The following is an 18,563-nucleotide window of genomic DNA, read 5'->3' as shown; positions in this document are numbered from 1 at the left end:
TTGAATGGATAGAAAAGAAATGCGGTTGAAATCAACCGCACTTTTATTTGATTATTCGGTAATTAACGTCATTATTTTATTCTGTAATCAATGCCACCGCAGCTTCTTCCGCGTGTTGAATCGCGACGATTTCTTGATGCTCTTGTACATCCATAATATCGTTCGTAATTAAGCCTTTTTCAATTTCACGCAATGCGATTACAGTCGGCTTATCATTATCTTCCGGCACTAACGGCTCGCGTTGATGTAACTGTAATTGTCTTGCTCGACGGGCAGCCGTTAAAATTAAATCAAAACGGTTACCAATTTTTTCTACTGCATCTTGCACTGTGACGCGTGCCATATTCTATTCTCCGATTTTTTTAAAGTGTTTTCTACAAAGCGGCTCATGATACTAAATCTAATACTACTTATCCAGTAGTTGATTTAATAGCACCGCATTCGCTGTTTGTTGATAAGTTTTAGTTAAACGTTCCGTACGCAAAATGCTTTGCAAATCGCCTAACGCCTGCTCGAAATTATCGTTCACAATGACGTAATCATATTCGTCATAATGCGAAATTTCATTTTTTGCTTTTGCCATGCGTTCAGCAATCACGTAGTCCTTATCTTGCCCACGACCAATCAAACGGCGCTCCAGTTCCGGCAAAGACGGGGGTAAAATGAAAATACTTTTTACAGAAGGTACTTTTTCACGAATCTGTTGCGCCCCCTGCCAATCGATATCTAAAAATACATCGATGCCTTTCGCTAGATTCTGCTCAATCGCTGGCAACGAAGTACCGTAATAATTACCGCCGAAAACCGTGGCATATTCTAAAAACAAATCTTGTTCAATTAAAGATTCGAATTCCGCTTTTGACACAAAATAATAATGCACGCCATGACTTTCGCCCGGTCGCGGCGCCCGAGTGGTATGAGATATCGACACCATTTTTGGAGTGGAGGAATCACGTTCCAATAAGGCGGAAATCAAAGAGGATTTACCAGCACCGCTCGGAGCTGAAAGAATATATAAATTGCCTTGAGACACTGTTTAAACCTTTCGTTAAAATTTACCGACTATTATGCCGATTATTTAAGAAAAAAGCATTAAAAGTGCGGGTAATTTTAACCAGGTTTTAAAACCTGGAACGATTTTGACTTAGATCACAAAAATAAGTCGCATTTCTAGTTTTATCCTAACGTCCATGCTACAATCCGTTGCGGTATTTTACGGGATAATAGATGAATTTCCCGAAAATAATGCTTTGTTTAACTTAACTAAAAAAGGTGAAAATCTTATGGCTATTAAAATTGGTATTAATGGTTTTGGTCGTATTGGTCGTATCGTATTCCGCGCGGCTCAACAACGCGATGATATCGAAGTGGTAGGTATCAACGACTTAATCGATGTCGAATATATGGCTTATATGTTGAAATACGACTCAACTCACGGCCGTTTCGACGGAACCGTTGAAGTAAAAAACGGGAACTTAGTTGTTAACGGTAAAACTATCCGTGTAACCTCAGAACGTGATCCGGCAAACTTAAACTGGGGTGCAATTGGCGTAGATATCGCTGTTGAAGCAACCGGTTTATTCTTAACTGATGAAACCGCACGTAAACACATTACTGCGGGCGCGAAAAAAGTGGTATTAACCGGCCCATCTAAAGACGCAACACCGATGTTCGTACGCGGCGTAAACTTCGGCGCATACGCCGGTCAAGACATTGTTTCCAATGCCTCTTGTACAACAAACTGTTTGGCTCCTTTAGCGCGTGTTGTTCACGAAACTTTCGGTATTAAAGACGGTTTAATGACCACTGTTCACGCCACTACGGCAACTCAAAAAACCGTAGACGGCCCGTCTGCGAAAGACTGGCGAGGTGGCCGTGGTGCATCTCAAAACATTATTCCGTCTTCAACTGGCGCAGCAAAAGCTGTAGGTAAAGTATTACCGGCATTAAACGGTAAATTAACCGGCATGGCCTTCCGTGTTCCAACACCAAACGTATCTGTTGTTGACTTAACCGTTAACCTCGAAAAACCTGCAACTTACGAACAAATCAAACAAGCGATTAAAGATGCAGCGGAAGGTAAAACCTTTAACGGCGAATTAAAAGGCGTTTTAGGCTACACCGAAGATGCAGTAGTTTCCACCGATTTCAACGGTTGTACCTTAACTTCCGTATTTGATGCGGATGCAGGTATCGCATTAACTGATTCTTTCGTTAAATTAGTATCTTGGTACGATAACGAAACCGGTTATTCAAACAAAGTATTAGACTTAGTTGCACATATTTACAACTACAAAGGTTAATCAAAACCTTTAAAAAAACTAACCGCTCTTCGGAGCGGTTTTTTACTGCATAAATTTCATACCGGCATTCAAAAAAACAAAAAATCCCCTTTCGGGGATTTTTTATCAGTTGAGTTTAATCGGCTCGACTTTCCAAATATTCTTTGCATATTCCAAAATCGTCCGATCCGACGAGAAAAATCCCATATTGATAATATTTTGAATCGTACTTTCGATCCATTGATCACGCTGTTTGTATTTCTCGTCCACCAATTTTTGCGCATCGACATAGCTGCGAAAATCCGCAAACGCCTGGTAGTAATCATGATATTGTAAACCCTGCAGCAATTGTAAATAACGCTGCGGTTCTTCCGGAGAGAATACGCCGGAAATAATCTGATCAACCACGGCACGGAGTTCCGCATCGTGTTGGTAATATTCGAACGGACGATAACCGCCACGACGTAACTCTTCTACTTGTTCCACCGTGTTACCGAAAATGAAAATATGCTCTTCACCCACGTTTTCCAAAATTTCTACATTTGCACCATCGAGTGTGCCAAGGGTTAATGCGCCGTTAAGAGCAAATTTCATATTACTGGTACCGGAGGCTTCCGTACCGGCCAAAGAAATTTGTTCGGAAATATCTGCAGCCGGAATAATTAACTGTGCCAAACTCACGCTGTAATTCGGAATAAATACTACCTTTAATCGACCACGTAAACGTTCATCATTGTTAATTACGTTAGCAACATCATTAATCAAGTGAATGGTTTGTTTCGCCGCGTAGTAGGCAGAAGCTGCTTTCCCCGCAAGAATAAATACTCGCGGTTGCCAATCTTTTTCAGGGTCTGCAAGCATCGCATTGTAGCGTGCCACGATGTGCAATACATTTAATATCTGCCGTTTATATTCATGGATACGTTTCACCTGCACGTCGAACACCGCATTGGGGTCAAGCTCAATACCAAGTTCACATTTCACATAGTCGGCAAGTTTAATTTTATTGGCGTGTTTAATATCGGCGATCGCTTCTTTAAAAGTTTTATCGTGCGCTACGGTTGCCAATTTTTTAATTTGGCTTAAATCACAACGCCATTCGTTACCAATATATTTATCGAACAAAGCTGCCAATGCCGGATTCGCCACCGCTAACCAACGACGCGGAGTAATGCCGTTCGTCACATTGGTAAAGCGTTCTGGGTAAATACGCGCAAAGTCGGCGAAAGTAGAGGTGACCATTAAATCAGAGTGGATTGCCGCTACGCCGTTGATTTTATGGGAACCCACCACCGACAACCAGCCCATACGCACTTTGCGTTGATAGCCTTCTTCAATAAGCGATACGCGGCGAATAAAATCGTTATCTGTCGTGATATAAGTACGCACATATTCCAAGAAACGATCGTTAATGTCGAAAATCATTTGCAAATGGCGTGGTAACACCTTAGCCATCATTTCCACCGGCCAAGTTTCCAATGCTTCCGACATCAATGTGTGGCAAGTGTAGGAGAAAATACGGCGGGTCATATCCCACGCTTTTTGCCATTCGAAACCTTCCTCATCAATCAATACGCGCATCAGTTCGGGAATAGCTAGAGCCGGATGTGTATCGTTCAAGTGAATTGCCACTTTGTCCGCCAAGTTTTCTAAATTCTCGTGGGTACGTTTGTGACGACGGATAATGTCTTGAAGCGATGCCGAAACAAGAAAGTACTCTTGGCGCAAGCGCAATTCACGGCCATTCCAAGTAGAATCGTCCGGATAAAGCACGCGTGAAAGGTTCTTATTGGCGGAACGTGCTTCCATTGCAGCCAAATGCTCGCCGCGGTTAAATTCGGCAAGATTAAAGGTTTCTTCCGCATGGGCAGACCATAAACGCAAGGTTGCTGCTGAATTGTTTTCATAGCCAGGAATCATTTGATCGTACGCAAGCGCCGTTACTTTTTCTTGTGGCTCCCATATGCATTTTTTACCTTCAAAATGAATGCCACCACCGAATGCCACTCTAAAACGCTTAGACGGACGCATAAATTCCCAAGGTGCGCCTTTTTCCAACCAATCATCCGGGCGTTCAACTTGTTCGCCATTTTCAATTTTTTGACGGAACATTCCGTATTCATAACGGATACCGTAGCCCATTCCCGGCAAACAAAGCGTTGCGATGGAATCCATAAAACAGGCCGCAAGACGCCCTAAACCACCGTTACCCAAACCGGGATCCACTTCTTTGGCAATGATATCTTCCAAATCGACATTCATTTCTTGCAACGCTTCTTTAGCAATGTCATAAACCCCTTCTGCAATCAACGCGTTAGAAAGGGTACGTCCAATTAAAAATTCCATTGAAAGGTAATAAACGCGACGAACGTCGTCTGCGCGTGCTTGGCTTGCCGTAGAAATCCAACCTTCCGTTACGAGATCGCGAACAGCGTATAAGGTAGCATTCAACCAGTCACGCGTACTCGCTTCACGCGGAGAGCGACCGATAGAAAAGATAAGTTTATAGACAATCGATTTTTTCAATGCTTCAACATTGATTTCAGGACGATGGTATAGGAATGGAGAATCAAAATTATCCATTATCATGGTTATGAACCTCAGTGAGAGAAGTGAAGAAATGAGAAAGGGATAACTAAACGATATAGGCTTCCATTTGCCTATTGAACGGCGCTCAACACAAGCCCCCAATTTTTTAGAATATAGGAAATGTCCAGCTTTCTAACATCCGTATTATTAATAATAAAGCGTTAGCCCCACAATAAAAAACGCCTAAATTTTAGACTTTATTCGCCAAAAAACAATTAAATTTGCACCGCTTAATAAAAAAATTTTCAAGCGGTGCAAGCAACAAATTATAAACGACGATATAACGCCTGATAATGTTGCGCGGCATTGCGCCAACTGAAATCTTGGCTCATCGCATTGGCGCGCACCATTGACCAGATTTTCGGTTTCTGCCACAAAGAGAAAGCCTGTCGAATGGCTTGCCTTAAATCCGTTGCGTTCGCCTGCTGAAATACAAAACCGGTTGCCGTACGTTCCTTGATGCTATCGGCAGTACTATTCACCACAGTATCGGCTAATCCGCCGGTTTTTCGCACTAAGGGTAACGTGCCGTATTGTAAACCGTAGAGCTGAGTTAAGCCGCAAGGTTCAAAACGACTTGGTACCAAAATCACATCGCCGCCGGCAACCATTAAATGAGAAAGCGCCTCATCGTAACCGATTTTTACCGCAATATTTGCAGGATACGCTTCTGCCAGAGCACGCACGGCAGCCTCCCAATGCGGTGCTCCTGAGCCAAGTAACGCAAGCTGCCCACCTTGCGCCACAATCTCGTCTGCGCTTTCAATTAATAAATCGATCCCTTTTTGCTCGGTTAAACGTGTAACCATCACAAACAGCAACGCCTCCTCTTTTGGCGGCAAATTGAAATAAGCCTGTAATTCGGCTTTATTTTTCTTTTTACCCGCTATGTTTTTTTGTTTGTAATGATATTGAAGATAACCGTCGCAGCTCGGATGCCAAATTTGTTCGTCCACACCATTTAAAATGCCGACTAATTTGCCTTGCTCACGCAAGCTTCCTAACAATCCTTGCAAACCATAAGCGAATTCTTCCGTCGTAATTTCTTGTGCGTAAGTCGGGCTAACCGCCGTTACCGCATCGGAATAATACAAGCCGGCTTTCAAATAAGAAATTTGACCAAACAATTCTAATCCGTTCATATCAAACATACTTTCCGGCAATCCGATTTCATCTAAGTGACGACGCGCAAACTGTCCTTGATAAGCTAAATTATGAATGGTGAAAACGGATTTGGCCGGTTTACCTTTGTTAACCAAATAAGCGGCAGCGAGTCCCGCATGCCAATCGTGACCATGAACAATTTCCGCACGCCACCAAGAATCCAGCCCTGTAGCCAATTCCGCGCCGATCCAACCGAGTAGCGCAAAGCGTTTATAATTATCGCCGTAATCGTTGTAGTCCGCATCGTGATAAGGATTCCCCTCGCGCGCATACAAATGTGGCGCATCTATTAAATAAACGCCCAAGCCGTTATATTCACCATACTGTAAAACAACATGACCGGCAAAGTTATCAAATTCTGCTACGACATGGGTTTCGGGTATACCACGAAAAATTGCTGGATAGGCAGGCAATAAAATTCGCACGTCCATTCCTATCATTTTTTGCGCAAAGGGTAAGGCACCAATAACGTCGGCAAGTCCACCTGTTTTCAATAAAGGATAAAGCTCCGAGCAAACGTGTAAAACTTTCATAAAATTTCCTATGATTATGAATAACCCTTGAAGAATAGGTTTTCTTTAAAGAAGAACAAAAAAGTACGGTCGGTTTCCAAAGATTTCTGAAATCAACCGCACTTTTTCTTTATCAATCCAAATGCGCTTCCGAAACAACCTCTTCGCCCGCTAGCTTTTGCAACATCGGACGAGTCACCAAAATGACTTTACCGGTGGAACTGATACGGAAATGCTTTTTATCTTCTTCCGGATTAACGCCGATTTGTGTACCGTCCGGAATTTCACAGTGACGATCGATAATGCAGTTTTTCAAAATACAGTTTTTGCCGATTTTCACTTCAGGAAGTACAACGCAATGATCAATACGGGAACCTTCATTAATTTTAATACGGTCAAATAACACGGAATAACTAATCGACGCATCGGTGATCACACAACCACCGCCGATTAAGGAATTATCTACCGGACGAATACTGGCGTCTTTATAAAAAAATTTAGACGGATACGCTTGTACCGGATTACCACGAATCGGCCAGTCTTGATCATAAATATCAAGCTGCGGTTTTTCCGAGACGAGGTCGAGATTGGATTGCCAGAAACTATCAAGTGTACCGACGTCACGCCAATAAATTTCACCTTCCGTATTACGTCCCATGCAAGAGCGACTAAACGGATGCGCATAAAGTGTCTCTTCTTGCAAACATTTCGGCAAAATATCTTTGCCGAAATCATGGCTGCTATTTGGCTTGTTCACTTCTCGTTCAAGCAAATCATATAAATAATCCGCATCAAATACATAAATGCCCATAGAGGCCAAAGAAATATCGGGTTTCCCTACCATTGCCGGTGGATCTTTAGGTTTTTCAACAAAGGCTTTTACTTTTAAATTTTCATTTACCGCCATCACACCGAACTCGCTGGCTTCGGAACGCGGCACTTCAATACAGCCTACCGTGCATTTAGCACCGCTGGATACGTGATCCATCAGCATCACGCTATAATCTTGTTTGTAAATATGGTCGCCGGCTAAAATCAAAATGTATTTAGGACGATAATGATCGCGAATAATTGCCATATTTTGGTACACCGCATCGGCAGTTCCCCGATACCAAGTGGAATCATCAATTTGTTGACGCGCAGGGAGCATATCCACAAATTCACCGCGTTCTTGCGGTAAAAATGACCAACCGGTTTGCAAATGACGGAGCAACGAATGAGCGGCATATTGCGTAACCACGCCGATACGGTTTAAACCGGAGTTGATACAATTTGAAAGAGCAAAATCGATAATACGGCGATTCCCCCCGAAATAAAGGGCCGGTTTGGCACGCTTATCGGTTAATTCATGAAGTCGTGAGCCACGGCCGCCGGCTAAAATAAGCACCAAGGTATCTTTTATAAGAGAGTATTTGTTTGGACTTTTCATTATAAATCTCCGTTTGTATCAACAATCCGTTTTATTCAACAAACAAAATGCCATACCGCTAACCGCCACTTTCTGTGACGAAATGAACGTTAAGTTTGTTGTCCCTACCAAGGCTTTCCATTGGCTGACAGCACAACTAGGCAATATGAAAGTCTGAGATTCTGCTTTCGCATTAACTAAAAGAAGCCATTTTGCGTCCAATAAAATTTGTAACGCCTTGACTCCAAGATTTTGCCAATCGGCTAATTGCATCGGTTCCCCATGCAGATTAAACCAAGCAACATTTTCATTTGACCACCAAGCATCGTTTTGCAAACTTTGTATCTGTTTACGTGCTGCAATCGTTTGTTTCGTTAATTCAAATAATTCCGTATTAAAATCTGCCCATTTCAACCAAGTAATTTCGTTGTCTTGGCAATACGCATTATTGTTGCCATATTGCGTATTACCGAATTCATCGCCGGCCAGCAACATAGGCGTGCCATTAGCAAGCAATAAACTCATTAGCAAACCGCATTGGGCGAATAAACGGTCATTTTCTATTGTATTTCTTTCGGTTCCAGACAAATTTTCTGTTGAACCTTCTACTCCGTGGTTGTAGCTGTAATTTTCATTTCTCCCATCACGGTTTTCTTCGCCGTTAGCTTCATTATGTTTTTCGTTATAACTGACCAAATCACGCATAACAAAGCCATCATGAGCGGTAATAAAATTAAGCGTCGAGTGCGGTAAACGAGCATTTTTCTTAAACAAATCGGCGGAACCGGCAAAACGCTCGGCAAACGCGCCTACGTCGCCACTTTTCCATAACCAAAAACGACAAAGATCATCACGAAAACGATCATTCCACTCAGCAAAATAACTTGGGAAATTACCCACCTGATAACCGTAATGCCCGATATCCCAAGGCTCGGCAATCAGTTTCACGCGCTGCAAACCCGGTTCGTTCCGAATATCGGTAAAAAGCTGCGCTTGTGCATTAAAATCGGGCTTATCGCGTCCAAGCACCGTGGCCAAATCAAAACGGAAACCATCCACGCGGCATTGTTCCGCCCAATACCGCAAGCAATCTACCACCCATTTACGCCCCACTCCGGAAGAAAGATTGAGCATATTGCCGCAGCCCGTCCAGTTAATGTAATGCCCACTATCATTGCGCCAATAGTATGTTTGATCGTCAATTCCGCGTTGACAAAAAGTCGGATAACCTTGCTCCGATTCGGCGGAATGGTTAAACACTACATCCAAAATGACTTCAATACCTGCACCGTGTAAAGCTTTTACCATCGCTTTAAATTCAACAAGCGGATTTTCGCTTGAGGCATATTTCGGCTCTACGGCGAACATGGCAAGCGGATTATATCCCCAATAATTTTGCAAATTTTTTTCTTGTAAGTGCGGCTCATCCACAAAAAAATTGACCGGTAATAATTCAACGGCCGTCACGCCGAGCGCTTGCAAATAAGCCAAATTCACCGGATGAGCTAACCCCGCATAAGTACCGCGTAGCGCCGCCGGAACCTTGTCGTTGAGCTGACTAAATCCCTTCACATGCAGTTCATACAGAATAGTTTGCGCCCACGGCGTATTCGGTGCGCTGTCGCCGAACCAATCGAAATCTTCCGGAATTACGACCGCTTTTGGTGCAAGGTGGGCATTGTCACGATTATCGTTCATTAAAAACCAAGAACGGCTTTCCTCCGTCGTTAAATCAGGCTTATGAGTTACCGCTTTTGCATAAGGATCAAGCATCAATTTCTGCGGATTGGCATATTCACCGTAAACACGAAAACCGTATTCCGTGCCGATTTCCACGCCGGTTAGCGCCAAATGCCACACATTTTCCGTACGAATCATCGGAAAACGGATTTCCTCTTCGCCGCTAAATAAGCAAAGTTCAACACGGCTCGCCGCCGCAGAAAACAATGCAAAATTAGCGATTTGTTCGCCGTTTTTAACTATTTTTGAATAGCCCGGCGGAAATGCCGTGCCGTTATCGTAAATGTTGAACATCGTTATCTCGCCATATTGCTTCGCACTTTAATTTTCTCTCTGTTCTCAGAAAGCTGCATTGAAAGCGAAGTGTGATTTGAGCACCGCATTGAACCCTTGCCACACGGGGCTTCAATGCGGTGCTCATCGGCGATCTCATGATCGCTTTACTGCAATTCTTCCCGTAACCGTTTTGTGGCGGTTTTCGCTGCTTACAAAGGAATAAAAATTCAATCTTTCGCAATGAAATAGAACGATTTATTCCGTTTTCAATTTTAAATAGACCGTCGCCAACGGCGGAATGGAAACAGAAATGGAATGTTTGCGCCCGTGGCTTTCCATCTCTTCAGTTCGTACTTCACCGAAATTACCGATATTGGATCCTTGGTAATACATCGAATCGGTATTCAAAATTTCTTCATAGCAACCGGCGATATTCACGCCAATGCGGTACTCGTGGCGCGGGACAGGCGTGAAGTTACTGATTACGATAATACGTTCGCCATCGGAGCTTCTGCGCTCAAAAGCGAAGACAGAATTCGCGGCATCGTTCACCACAAGCCAATCAAAGCCTTCCGGAGAATTATCAAATTCGAAAAGCGGGCGATTTTGTTGGTAAATACGGTTCAAGTCTTTCACCAATTTCAACACGCCTTTGTGCCAACCGCCACCGATGTTTTCGTCCAACAAAAACCAATCCAAACTTTCTTCGTGATTCCATTCGCGCCCTTGTGCAAATTCATTGCCCATAAACAGTAATTTTTTACCCGGGTAGCCCCACATATAGCCGTAATAAGCTCGCAAGTTGGCGAATTTTTGCCACGCATCGCCCGGCATTTTGCCGAGTAATGAGCATTTGCCGTGTACCACTTCGTCGTGAGAAAGCGGCAATACGAAGTTTTCGCTGTATTGATAGACCATGCCGAAAGTCATTTTATTATGGTGATATTGGCGATAAATCGGATCGAGTTTCATATAGGAAAGGGTGTCGTTCATCCATCCCATATTCCATTTGAAATTGAAGCCGAGCCCGCCTTGTTCGCTCGGATGGGTGACGCCCGCAAAAGAAGTCGATTCTTCCGCGATAGAAATCGCCCCCGCCATTTCGCTGTGAATTTTCCAGTTGGTATGTTTTAAAAATTCGATGGCTTCCAAATTTTCGCGTCCGCCGTATTGATTTGGAATCCACTCACCTTCCGCCCGACTGTAATCACGGTAGAGCATCGACGCCACCGCATCCACGCGAATGCCGTCCACCCCGAAACGTTCCAACCAATACAGCGCATTACTGGAAAGGAAATTTTTCACTTCATGGCGGCCGTAATTGTAAATCAGCGTGTTCCAATCTTGATGGTAACCTTCTTTCGGATCGGCGTGCTCGTACAATGCGGTGCCGTCAAAGGCGACAAGCCCGTGAGTGTCGCTTGGAAAATGGCCCGGCACCCAATCTAAAATAACGTTAATCCCCGCATCATGGGCCCGTTGGACTAAACGACGAAAGCCTTCCGGCGAACCGAAACGACTGGTCGGTGAATACAGCCCAAGCGGTTGATAACCCCAAGAACCGTCATACGGGAACTCGGAAAGCGGTAAAAATTCAATATGCGTAAATCCCATATCCTTCACGTAAGGTATGAGTTCGTCAGCAATTTGATCGTAATCAAGCCAGAAATTATTTTCTAAATTGCGGCGCCATGAACCTAAATGCACTTCATAAATGGAAATTGGCCGATTCGCTTGGTTCGCTTCACGACGTTGTTCCGTCATTTCCACCACATTTGGCAAAGCGCTGATTTGCGAGGCGGTATCCGGGCGAAGCTGCGAACTGAAAGCATAAGGATCGGCTTTCAAGCGAAGGTTGCCGTGGCAATCAATAAGTTCAAATTTATAAAGCTGCCCCAAACTGGCTTTCGGTAGAAACAATTCCCACACGCCGCTTTTTGCATGAAACCGCATCGGGTGGCGACGACCGTCCCAATAATTAAAATCGCCCACGATGGAAACCCGTCGCGCATTCGGTGCCCATAAACGAAAATTCACTCCGCTTACACCGTCGCATTCCATAAAATGTGCACCGAGCACTTCATAAGGACGAAGCATTGAACCTTCGGAAAGCAGCCATTGCTCAAGATCATCAAGCATCGGATGAAAACGGTACGGATCTTCCACTATTTGTCCTTCGAGCCCCCATGAAACCTGCAATTGATAGGCAAAAAACTCACGGCAATTTGGGATCACGCCGGAAAAAAAACCGCGTTCATCCAAGCAGTCTAATTCCGCTACGCGCTCACCGGACTCAAGCGCAATAACGCTTACATGATCCGCATCCGGCAAAAGTGCGCGAACCTCAATGCCGCGTTCGGTTTCATGCATACCTAGTGTAGCGAAAGGATCGCCGTTGGTAGCATCAAAAAAACTATCGATAATCGCTTGTGTCGTTGCATGTGTCATGGCATCTCCTTACGCTTTGCGCGATGAGTTGATTCACGCAAAGAAGGTTTGTAATGATTCGTTGCTAAAAATAAATTCTAAAGATTGTGCGAGTTTTTTGCGCCAATTCGGAGCAAGGGCGTCGCCTTCATAATCCGGCGCAAGATAATTATTACGATAAAGGCTATTCAATAGGCCTGTTATCCATCACCTGTTGATCGTACTTCTGTTTCAGCACCGCATTGACCAAATACCGAGCCGTTCGAATGATTCCAACTCACGACAGTGCCAAAAACGGTTCAACGAGAGCGCATCCTGTGTGCCAAGTTCCTCACCGATATCACCGTAATTCACCGTGTCAGATCCACACAAAAATTGCATTTGTGTCTGCACCGTTTCACGTTGAATAGGAAATTGAATTTTTGGCTGCTTTTTGCGCTTTTATTGAAGCAATTCTAATGATTTCATTCTAGTTGCGCGGAAAAGAAACACAACGTCTTTAACTCTAATTAGTGATCTCTGTCAAAGTTTAATTAACAATTCGGATATTCGATTTAATTCCGTGATAAAAAACCAAGCTCAACCTCTTTCTATACAGAAAAAAATAAGGTTTTATATGCCATTTTTATATATAAACCGCTGGTATTTTTCGATTTTCCGATTTAGAATTCCGCGATTTTATTTTTAATCGGCACATTTATCTATTTCCAAGCAGTTAAGAGGCAAATTATGAAACTTGTTGAAGTCAAACACCCATTGGTAAAGCATAAATTGGGTGTAATGCGTGAGGCTGAAATCGATACCAAAAAATTTCGCGAATTGGCAACAGAAATCGGCAGTTTATTAACCTATGAAGCTACCGCCGATTTGGAAACCGAAAAAGTGATCATTGACGGTTGGAACGGCCCCGTCGAAATCGATCGCATTAAAGGCAAGAAAGTTACCGTCGTGCCGATTTTACGCGCCGGCCTCGGTATGATGGACGGCGTATTGGAACACGTTCCAAGTGCGCGCATCAGCGTCGTTGGGATTTATCGTAACGAAGAAACCCTTGAGCCGGTACCTTACTTTCAAAAACTCGCCAGCGATTTGGACGAACGTCTTGCCATCGTGGTTGATCCCATGTTAGCCACCGGCGGTTCGATGATCGCTACGCTTGATCTATTAAAAGCCAAAGGCTGCAAGCACATCAAAGTATTGGTGCTTGTCGCCGCACCGGAAGGCATAAAAGCACTAGAAGCAGCACATCCGGATATCGAACTTTATTGCGCTTCGATCGATGATCACTTAAACGAGCACGGCTACATCATCCCGGGCTTGGGCGATGCGGGCGATAAAATTTTCGGAACAAAATAACTTTTGTTCCTGATACAACGAGACGGCTTACAAGCCGTCTTTTTTCGGGCGGAAAACTGACATGCTAAAAAACCTCATCGAAACAAACCGCCTTTTTCAAGTTAATTCAAACTGAGAGTTGAAACTAAAATGAACCGACAAAACCAAACCGCACCGGCGCAACCGGAAGAAACACAAAGCATTGCCAAACAATCTTTCGTGGGTTTACAAATGCTCTTCGTGGCTTTCGGTGCACTGGTACTGGTGCCGTTAATCACCGGCCTTGATTCCAACACCGCACTACTTACCGCCGGTATCGGCACTTTGCTGTTCCAACTTTGCACCGGCAAACAAGTGCCGATTTTCCTCGCTTCTTCCTTCGCTTTTATTGCGCCCATTCAATACGGCGTGCAAACCTGGGGCATTCCAACCACCATGGGCGGTTTAGCCTGTGCCGGTCTTGTTTACTTCGCGCTTTCCGCATTAGTAAAAATCCGCGGTAGCCAAGCCCTTGAGCGTATTTTCCCGCCGGTTGTGGTTGGTCCGGTGATTATCATTATCGGTATGGGTTTAGCACCGGTAGCGGTGAATATGGCACTGGGTAAAGACAGCGCTTACGACTATAACAATGCGGTGCTGGTTTCAATGGTCACTTTAACCGTTACACTTGCCGTCGCCGTATTCGCTAAAGGTTTGATGAAACTTATCCCGATTATGTTTGGTATCAGCGCGGGCTATATTCTTTGCTTGTTCTTAGGCTTAATCAATTTCCAACCGGTGATTGACGCCCCTTGGTTCGAACTGCCGAAACTCACCAAACCGGAATTTAATCTTGAAGCGATACTTTATATGTTACCGATCGCCATCGCGCCGGCGGTGGAACACGTGGGTGGCATTATGGCGATTAGCTCGGTTACCGGCAAAGACTTCCTGAAAAAACCGGGCCTACATCGCACCTTGTTGGGCGATGGCGTCGCGACCGCTGCTGCCTCTCTAGTCGGTGGCCCGCCAAATACCACTTACGCCGAAGTGACCGGCGCGGTCATGCTGACACGCAACTTCAATCCGAACATTATGACTTGGGCAGCCGTGTGGGCGATTGCGATTTCCTTCTGTGGTAAAGTGGGTGCCTTCCTTTCCACCATTCCGACCATCGTAATGGGCGGCATTATGATGTTAGTCTTCGGTTCTATCGCCGTAGTGGGCATGAGCACGCTGATTAAAGGCAAAGTGGATGTCACCGAGCCGCGCAATCTCTGCATCATTTCCGTGGTGATGACATTCGGCATCGGCAATATGTTTGTAAACGTCGGCGATGCGGTGTCGTTAAAAGGTATCAGCCTATGTGCCATCGTTGCCATCGTGCTGAACTTAATTTTGCCAAAAGCCAAAAATGAAGTAGAATGACCCGCAAAAATTAGGGCTAAATTCTGCTAATTTAGCCCTTTTCTTTTTCCTAAACAAAAACGTTATCACTTTGAATCAGCAATTGTCCTTGCCCATTCATCAAATCGATGAGCACACATTCGAGAATTTTTACCCCAACAACAATCTGTTGTTGCTGAATTCGCTACACCAAAATTGGCAACAAATTCAACAGCAATTTTTTTATATTTGGGGCGCAGCAGGCTGCGGCAAAAGCCATTTGTTGTGCGCACTGTGCAACCAATATTTAAACGAACAACGCGCAGCGATTTATGTGCCATTAAATAAATCGCACTATTTTTCCCCGGCCGTACTGGAAAATCTAGAGCAACAAGAATTGGTGTGTTTAGACGATTTGCAAGCCGTCATTGGTGAAGCGGAATGGGAAATGGCATTATTCGATTTATTCAATCGCATCAAAGCCGGCGGGCGAACACTTTTATTGATCAGCGCCACAGTTTCGCCTTCTGCTCTGAAGGTGCAATTGCCGGACTTGGCGTCACGCTTAAAATGGGGCGAAATTTATCAACTTACGCCCCTAACGGACACACAAAAACTTGAAGTGCTGCAAGAGAATGCGCGTCGGCGCGGTATTGAATTACCGGCGGAAACGGCGCAATTTTTGCTAAAACGGCTGGATCGCGATATGCATACTTTGTTGCAAACTTTAGCAAAACTCGACAAAGCCTCCTTGCAAGCGCAACGCAATCTAACCATTCCTTTCGTCAAAGAAACGCTGGGGTTGTAAAATAGCACCGCATTGAAAGCCCGCCAATGCGGTGCTGTTTTGAAGGTTCACAGCGATAAAAAATGCGGCCCGACTCGACCGCATTTTCACCTATCTTTTTGATTTCTTAATAAACTTCATTAACCGCTTACGCTTACGCAATTGACTCGGCGTAAGTTTATTTTTGCGTCCGGCAAACGGATTCGAGCCTTCTTGGAACAACAAACGAATCGGCGAGCCGATAATTTTCAGACTTTTACGATAATAGTTGGATAAATAACGTTTGTAAGCATCCGGCAATTTCTCCATTTGATTACCATGCACCACAATAATCGGCGGATTGTAACCGCCCGGATGCGCATATTTCAGTTTAATGCGACGACCGGCTACCATTGGTGGTTGATGTTCATCCGTCGCCATTTGCAAAATGCGCGTTAACATTGAAGTGGTCATTTTTTGCGTGGCACAAGCGTAAGCCTCTTTAACGGAATCAAATAGATTGCCGACGCCGCTACCGTGCAAGGCCGAAATAAAATGTACACGGGCAAAATCAATAAAATCCAGGCGCCGATCAAGTTCGGACTTCACCCGATCTTTCACGTCTTGATCAAGCCCATCCCATTTGTTCACGACGATGACCAGAGAACGTCCGGCATTCAAAATAAAGCCAAGTAAAGATAAATCTTGATCAGAAATATTTTCGCGCGCGTCAATCACCAATAATACGACATTGGCGTCTTGAATCGCTTGTAAGGTTTTGATGACGGAGAATTTTTCTACCGCAAGATGCACTTTACCGCGTTTACGCACACCGGCAGTATCGATTAAGGTATATGCTTGTCCGTCGCGTTCCATCGGAATGTAAATACTGTCGCGTGTGGTGCCCGGCAAATCGTACACAACCACGCGATCTTCGCCGAGAATCCGGTTGGTTAAGGTGGATTTACCCACATTCGGACGCCCTACGATGGCAATTTTGATATTTTCATCTTGCTCTTCCGCTTCATCTTCCAATGCTTCGTCAATCAATGCGGTGCTCTCGGCGAAGTCAAAATCAAGCGCTTGTTCCCATTCGTCTTGCGCGTCTTCGGAAGTCGGTTCGATTTCGTCCGCGCTTTCCAAGCGTTCGGCGAACGGTGCCAAAACTTGTTCCATTAACTGTGTGACGCCACGACCTTGGGAGGCAGCGATTTGTTCGATTTCACCTAATCCTAATTGATAAAACTCGGCACAATGGGAATCTGCATCAATGCCGTCGGTTTTATTTGCTACCAACACAGTGGTTTTATTTTGGCGTTGACGCAAATAATTCGCGATGCCGATATCTGCCGCGGTTAAGCCGGCGCGAGCATCCACCAGGAAAAGTACGACATCCGCCTCTTCAATGGCGAGCAAAGACTGCTCGGCCATTTTTTCTTCTACGCCTTCCTCCGTGCCGTCAATACCGCCAGTATCAATTACGATAAATTCGTGTCCGGCGATGTGCGCATGACCGTATTTACGATCGCGCGTTAAGCCCGGAAAATCGGCCACCAAAGCATCACGCGTGCGGGTGAGACGATTAAATAAGGTAGATTTTCCCACATTCGGGCGCCCCACAAGGGCTACAACAGGAGTTGTCATAAAAAATCTCTATCTTGCAAAAAATGGGCGCCATTATAGCGGAAGTTAGCGGGTTGGTAAAAAATGATTTGACACCGGACATAAAAAAAGCACCTCTTGGGTGCGATTTTACATTTAAAGGATTGGCGGAATGGACGGGACTCGAACCCGCGACCCCCTGCGTGACAGGCAGGTATTCTAACCAGCTGAACTACCACTCCGTTTAAGTGCTGCGTATCATAATGACCGCCCGTTATCTCGTCAATCTTTTTTTTCGATTTCAACTTCGGATGTTTATTTAATGCACGGGCTGATCATTCATTCGTAAATCCCACACGCATTTTCCGCCACTTTTTTTATTAATCATTTTTAATAATTCCAAATGTGCCTGAATCTCGCCTTCATTGGGTTGTAACACATTTAAACTATCGGAAAAAACGACTGCATTCTGCTCCGGTTCGATTTTATTTTCTTCCGTTGCGGCGATAATCACAGGTACGTCCTCATCTTCTTCTGCAAACAAACTGGTTTGTCCGCCGGTCATGGAAAGATAAACGTCTGCCAAAATTTCCGCATCCAGCAACGCGCCGTGCAAGGTGCGCTTGCTGTTATCAATGCCCAAACGATCGCATAATGCATCCAAATTATTGCGTTTACCGGGATACATTTGGCGCGCCATTTGCAAGGTATCAGTCACCACGCAAATATCCGTGGTTTTCACATTCAAGCCGATTTTACGAAATTCATAATCCATAAAGCCCACATCAAAAGGCGCGTTATGAATTAACAATTCGGCGCCTTTAATATAATCTAAAAATTCCTGTGCGACGGCTTTAAATTCCGGTTTATCCGCAAGCATTTCATCGGTAATACCGTGAACTTTGATCGCCTCCGGATCGACCGGACGATTCGGGTTAATATAAATATGAAAATTATTGCCGGTGTAGCGACGATTAACCAATTCTACCGCACCGATTTCAATAATACCGTGCCCTTCGTAATGGGCACCGAGCTGGTTCATCCCCGTGGTTTCCGTATCAAGCACAATCTGGCGAGTCGGATTTATCATTTGTTCA

General features: G+C 44.6%; 13 protein-coding genes and 1 tRNA gene. 4 read left to right on the top strand and 10 right to left on the bottom strand.

Translation table 11 applies throughout. The features are described from left to right. Positions 1–76: 76 nt before the first annotated feature. Together rpoZ and gmk are read right to left on the bottom strand one after the other, a co-directional pair. Positions 77–343 carry a DNA-directed RNA polymerase subunit omega gene (gene rpoZ / locus AB3F25_RS02230; RefSeq protein ID WP_373603900.1) on the bottom strand — a complete coding sequence of 89 codons (267 nt, stop codon included), beginning with the start codon at positions 341–343 and terminating at the stop codon, positions 77–79. 63 nt (positions 344–406) lie between these two features. Next, positions 407–1,033, bottom strand: a complete 627-nt coding sequence (gene gmk / locus AB3F25_RS02225) for a guanylate kinase (protein WP_373603899.1) — start codon at positions 1,031–1,033, stop codon at positions 407–409. Positions 1,034–1,283: 250 nt separating this feature from the next. Between gmk and gap the strand changes: the two genes are divergently transcribed. Further along, positions 1,284–2,303 (top strand): type I glyceraldehyde-3-phosphate dehydrogenase, encoded by a 1,020-nt coding sequence (gap, locus tag AB3F25_RS02220; RefSeq protein ID WP_373603898.1) that lies wholly within the window; start codon positions 1,284–1,286, stop codon positions 2,301–2,303. 105 nt (positions 2,304–2,408) lie between these two features. Here the strand turns inward: gap and AB3F25_RS02215 are convergent, their stop codons facing one another. The 5 genes from AB3F25_RS02215 to glgB form a co-directional block, all read right to left on the bottom strand. Beyond that, complete coding sequence (locus tag AB3F25_RS02215; protein ID WP_373603897.1) at positions 2,409–4,871, bottom strand: glycogen/starch/alpha-glucan phosphorylase; 2,463 nt, start codon at positions 4,869–4,871, stop codon at positions 2,409–2,411. 266 nt (positions 4,872–5,137) lie between these two features. Further along, positions 5,138–6,568 (bottom strand): glycogen synthase GlgA, encoded by a 1,431-nt coding sequence (gene glgA, locus AB3F25_RS02210; protein WP_373603896.1) that lies wholly within the window; start codon positions 6,566–6,568, stop codon positions 5,138–5,140. Positions 6,569–6,680: 112 nt separating this feature from the next. Then, a complete protein-coding gene (gene glgC, locus AB3F25_RS02205; protein ID WP_373603895.1) occupies positions 6,681–7,976 on the bottom strand; it encodes a glucose-1-phosphate adenylyltransferase in 1,296 nt (431 codons plus the stop codon). A gap of 18 nt (positions 7,977–7,994) precedes the next feature. Further along, the gene (gene glgX, locus AB3F25_RS02200; RefSeq protein ID WP_373603894.1) at positions 7,995–9,989 is read right to left on the bottom strand and encodes a glycogen debranching protein GlgX; all 1,995 of its coding nucleotides are present in this window, start codon (positions 9,987–9,989) and stop codon (positions 7,995–7,997) included. 237 nt (positions 9,990–10,226) lie between these two features. Further along, a complete protein-coding gene (gene glgB, locus AB3F25_RS02195; RefSeq protein WP_373603893.1) occupies positions 10,227–12,419 on the bottom strand; it encodes a 1,4-alpha-glucan branching protein GlgB in 2,193 nt (730 codons plus the stop codon). A gap of 708 nt (positions 12,420–13,127) precedes the next feature. On the opposite strand from glgB, the gene upp reads away from it, so the two are divergent. From upp to hda, 3 genes are all read left to right on the top strand, one after another. Beyond that, positions 13,128–13,754, top strand: a complete 627-nt coding sequence (upp, locus tag AB3F25_RS02190; protein WP_373603892.1) for a uracil phosphoribosyltransferase — start codon at positions 13,128–13,130, stop codon at positions 13,752–13,754. A gap of 129 nt (positions 13,755–13,883) precedes the next feature. Further along, entirely contained in the window at positions 13,884–15,140 is a 1,257-nt protein-coding gene (locus tag AB3F25_RS02185) for an NCS2 family protein (RefSeq protein ID WP_373603891.1), read from the top strand. Between the two features lie 70 nt (positions 15,141–15,210). Then, on the top strand, positions 15,211–15,906 hold the full coding sequence (gene hda / locus AB3F25_RS02180; RefSeq protein ID WP_373603890.1) for a DnaA inactivator Hda: 696 nt from the start codon (positions 15,211–15,213) through the stop codon (positions 15,904–15,906). Positions 15,907–15,996: 90 nt separating this feature from the next. Here the strand turns inward: hda and der are convergent, their stop codons facing one another. The 3 genes from der to dnaQ all read right to left on the bottom strand — a co-directional run bounded on the left by der (position 15,997) and on the right by dnaQ (position 18,556). Continuing rightward, positions 15,997–17,508: a ribosome biogenesis GTPase Der gene (gene der / locus AB3F25_RS02175; protein WP_373603889.1), complete on the bottom strand. Its 1,512-nt coding sequence runs from the start codon at positions 17,506–17,508 to the stop codon at positions 15,997–15,999. A 123-nt stretch (positions 17,509–17,631) separates the two neighbouring features. Further along, positions 17,632–17,708: transfer RNA gene (locus AB3F25_RS02170), tRNA-Asp, on the bottom strand. Positions 17,709–17,785: 77 nt separating this feature from the next. Beyond that, a complete protein-coding gene (gene dnaQ / locus AB3F25_RS02165; RefSeq protein ID WP_373603888.1) occupies positions 17,786–18,556 on the bottom strand; it encodes a DNA polymerase III subunit epsilon in 771 nt (256 codons plus the stop codon). Between the last annotated feature and the right edge of the window lie 7 nt (positions 18,557–18,563).

The sequence above is a fragment of the Aggregatibacter sp. HMT-949 genome (assembly GCF_041734645.1).
In the GTDB taxonomy this organism is placed as follows: Bacteria; Pseudomonadota; Gammaproteobacteria; order Enterobacterales; family Pasteurellaceae; genus Rodentibacter.
Note: the sequence above shows the minus strand (reverse complement) of the source record. Positions and strands in the feature narration are given on the sequence as shown.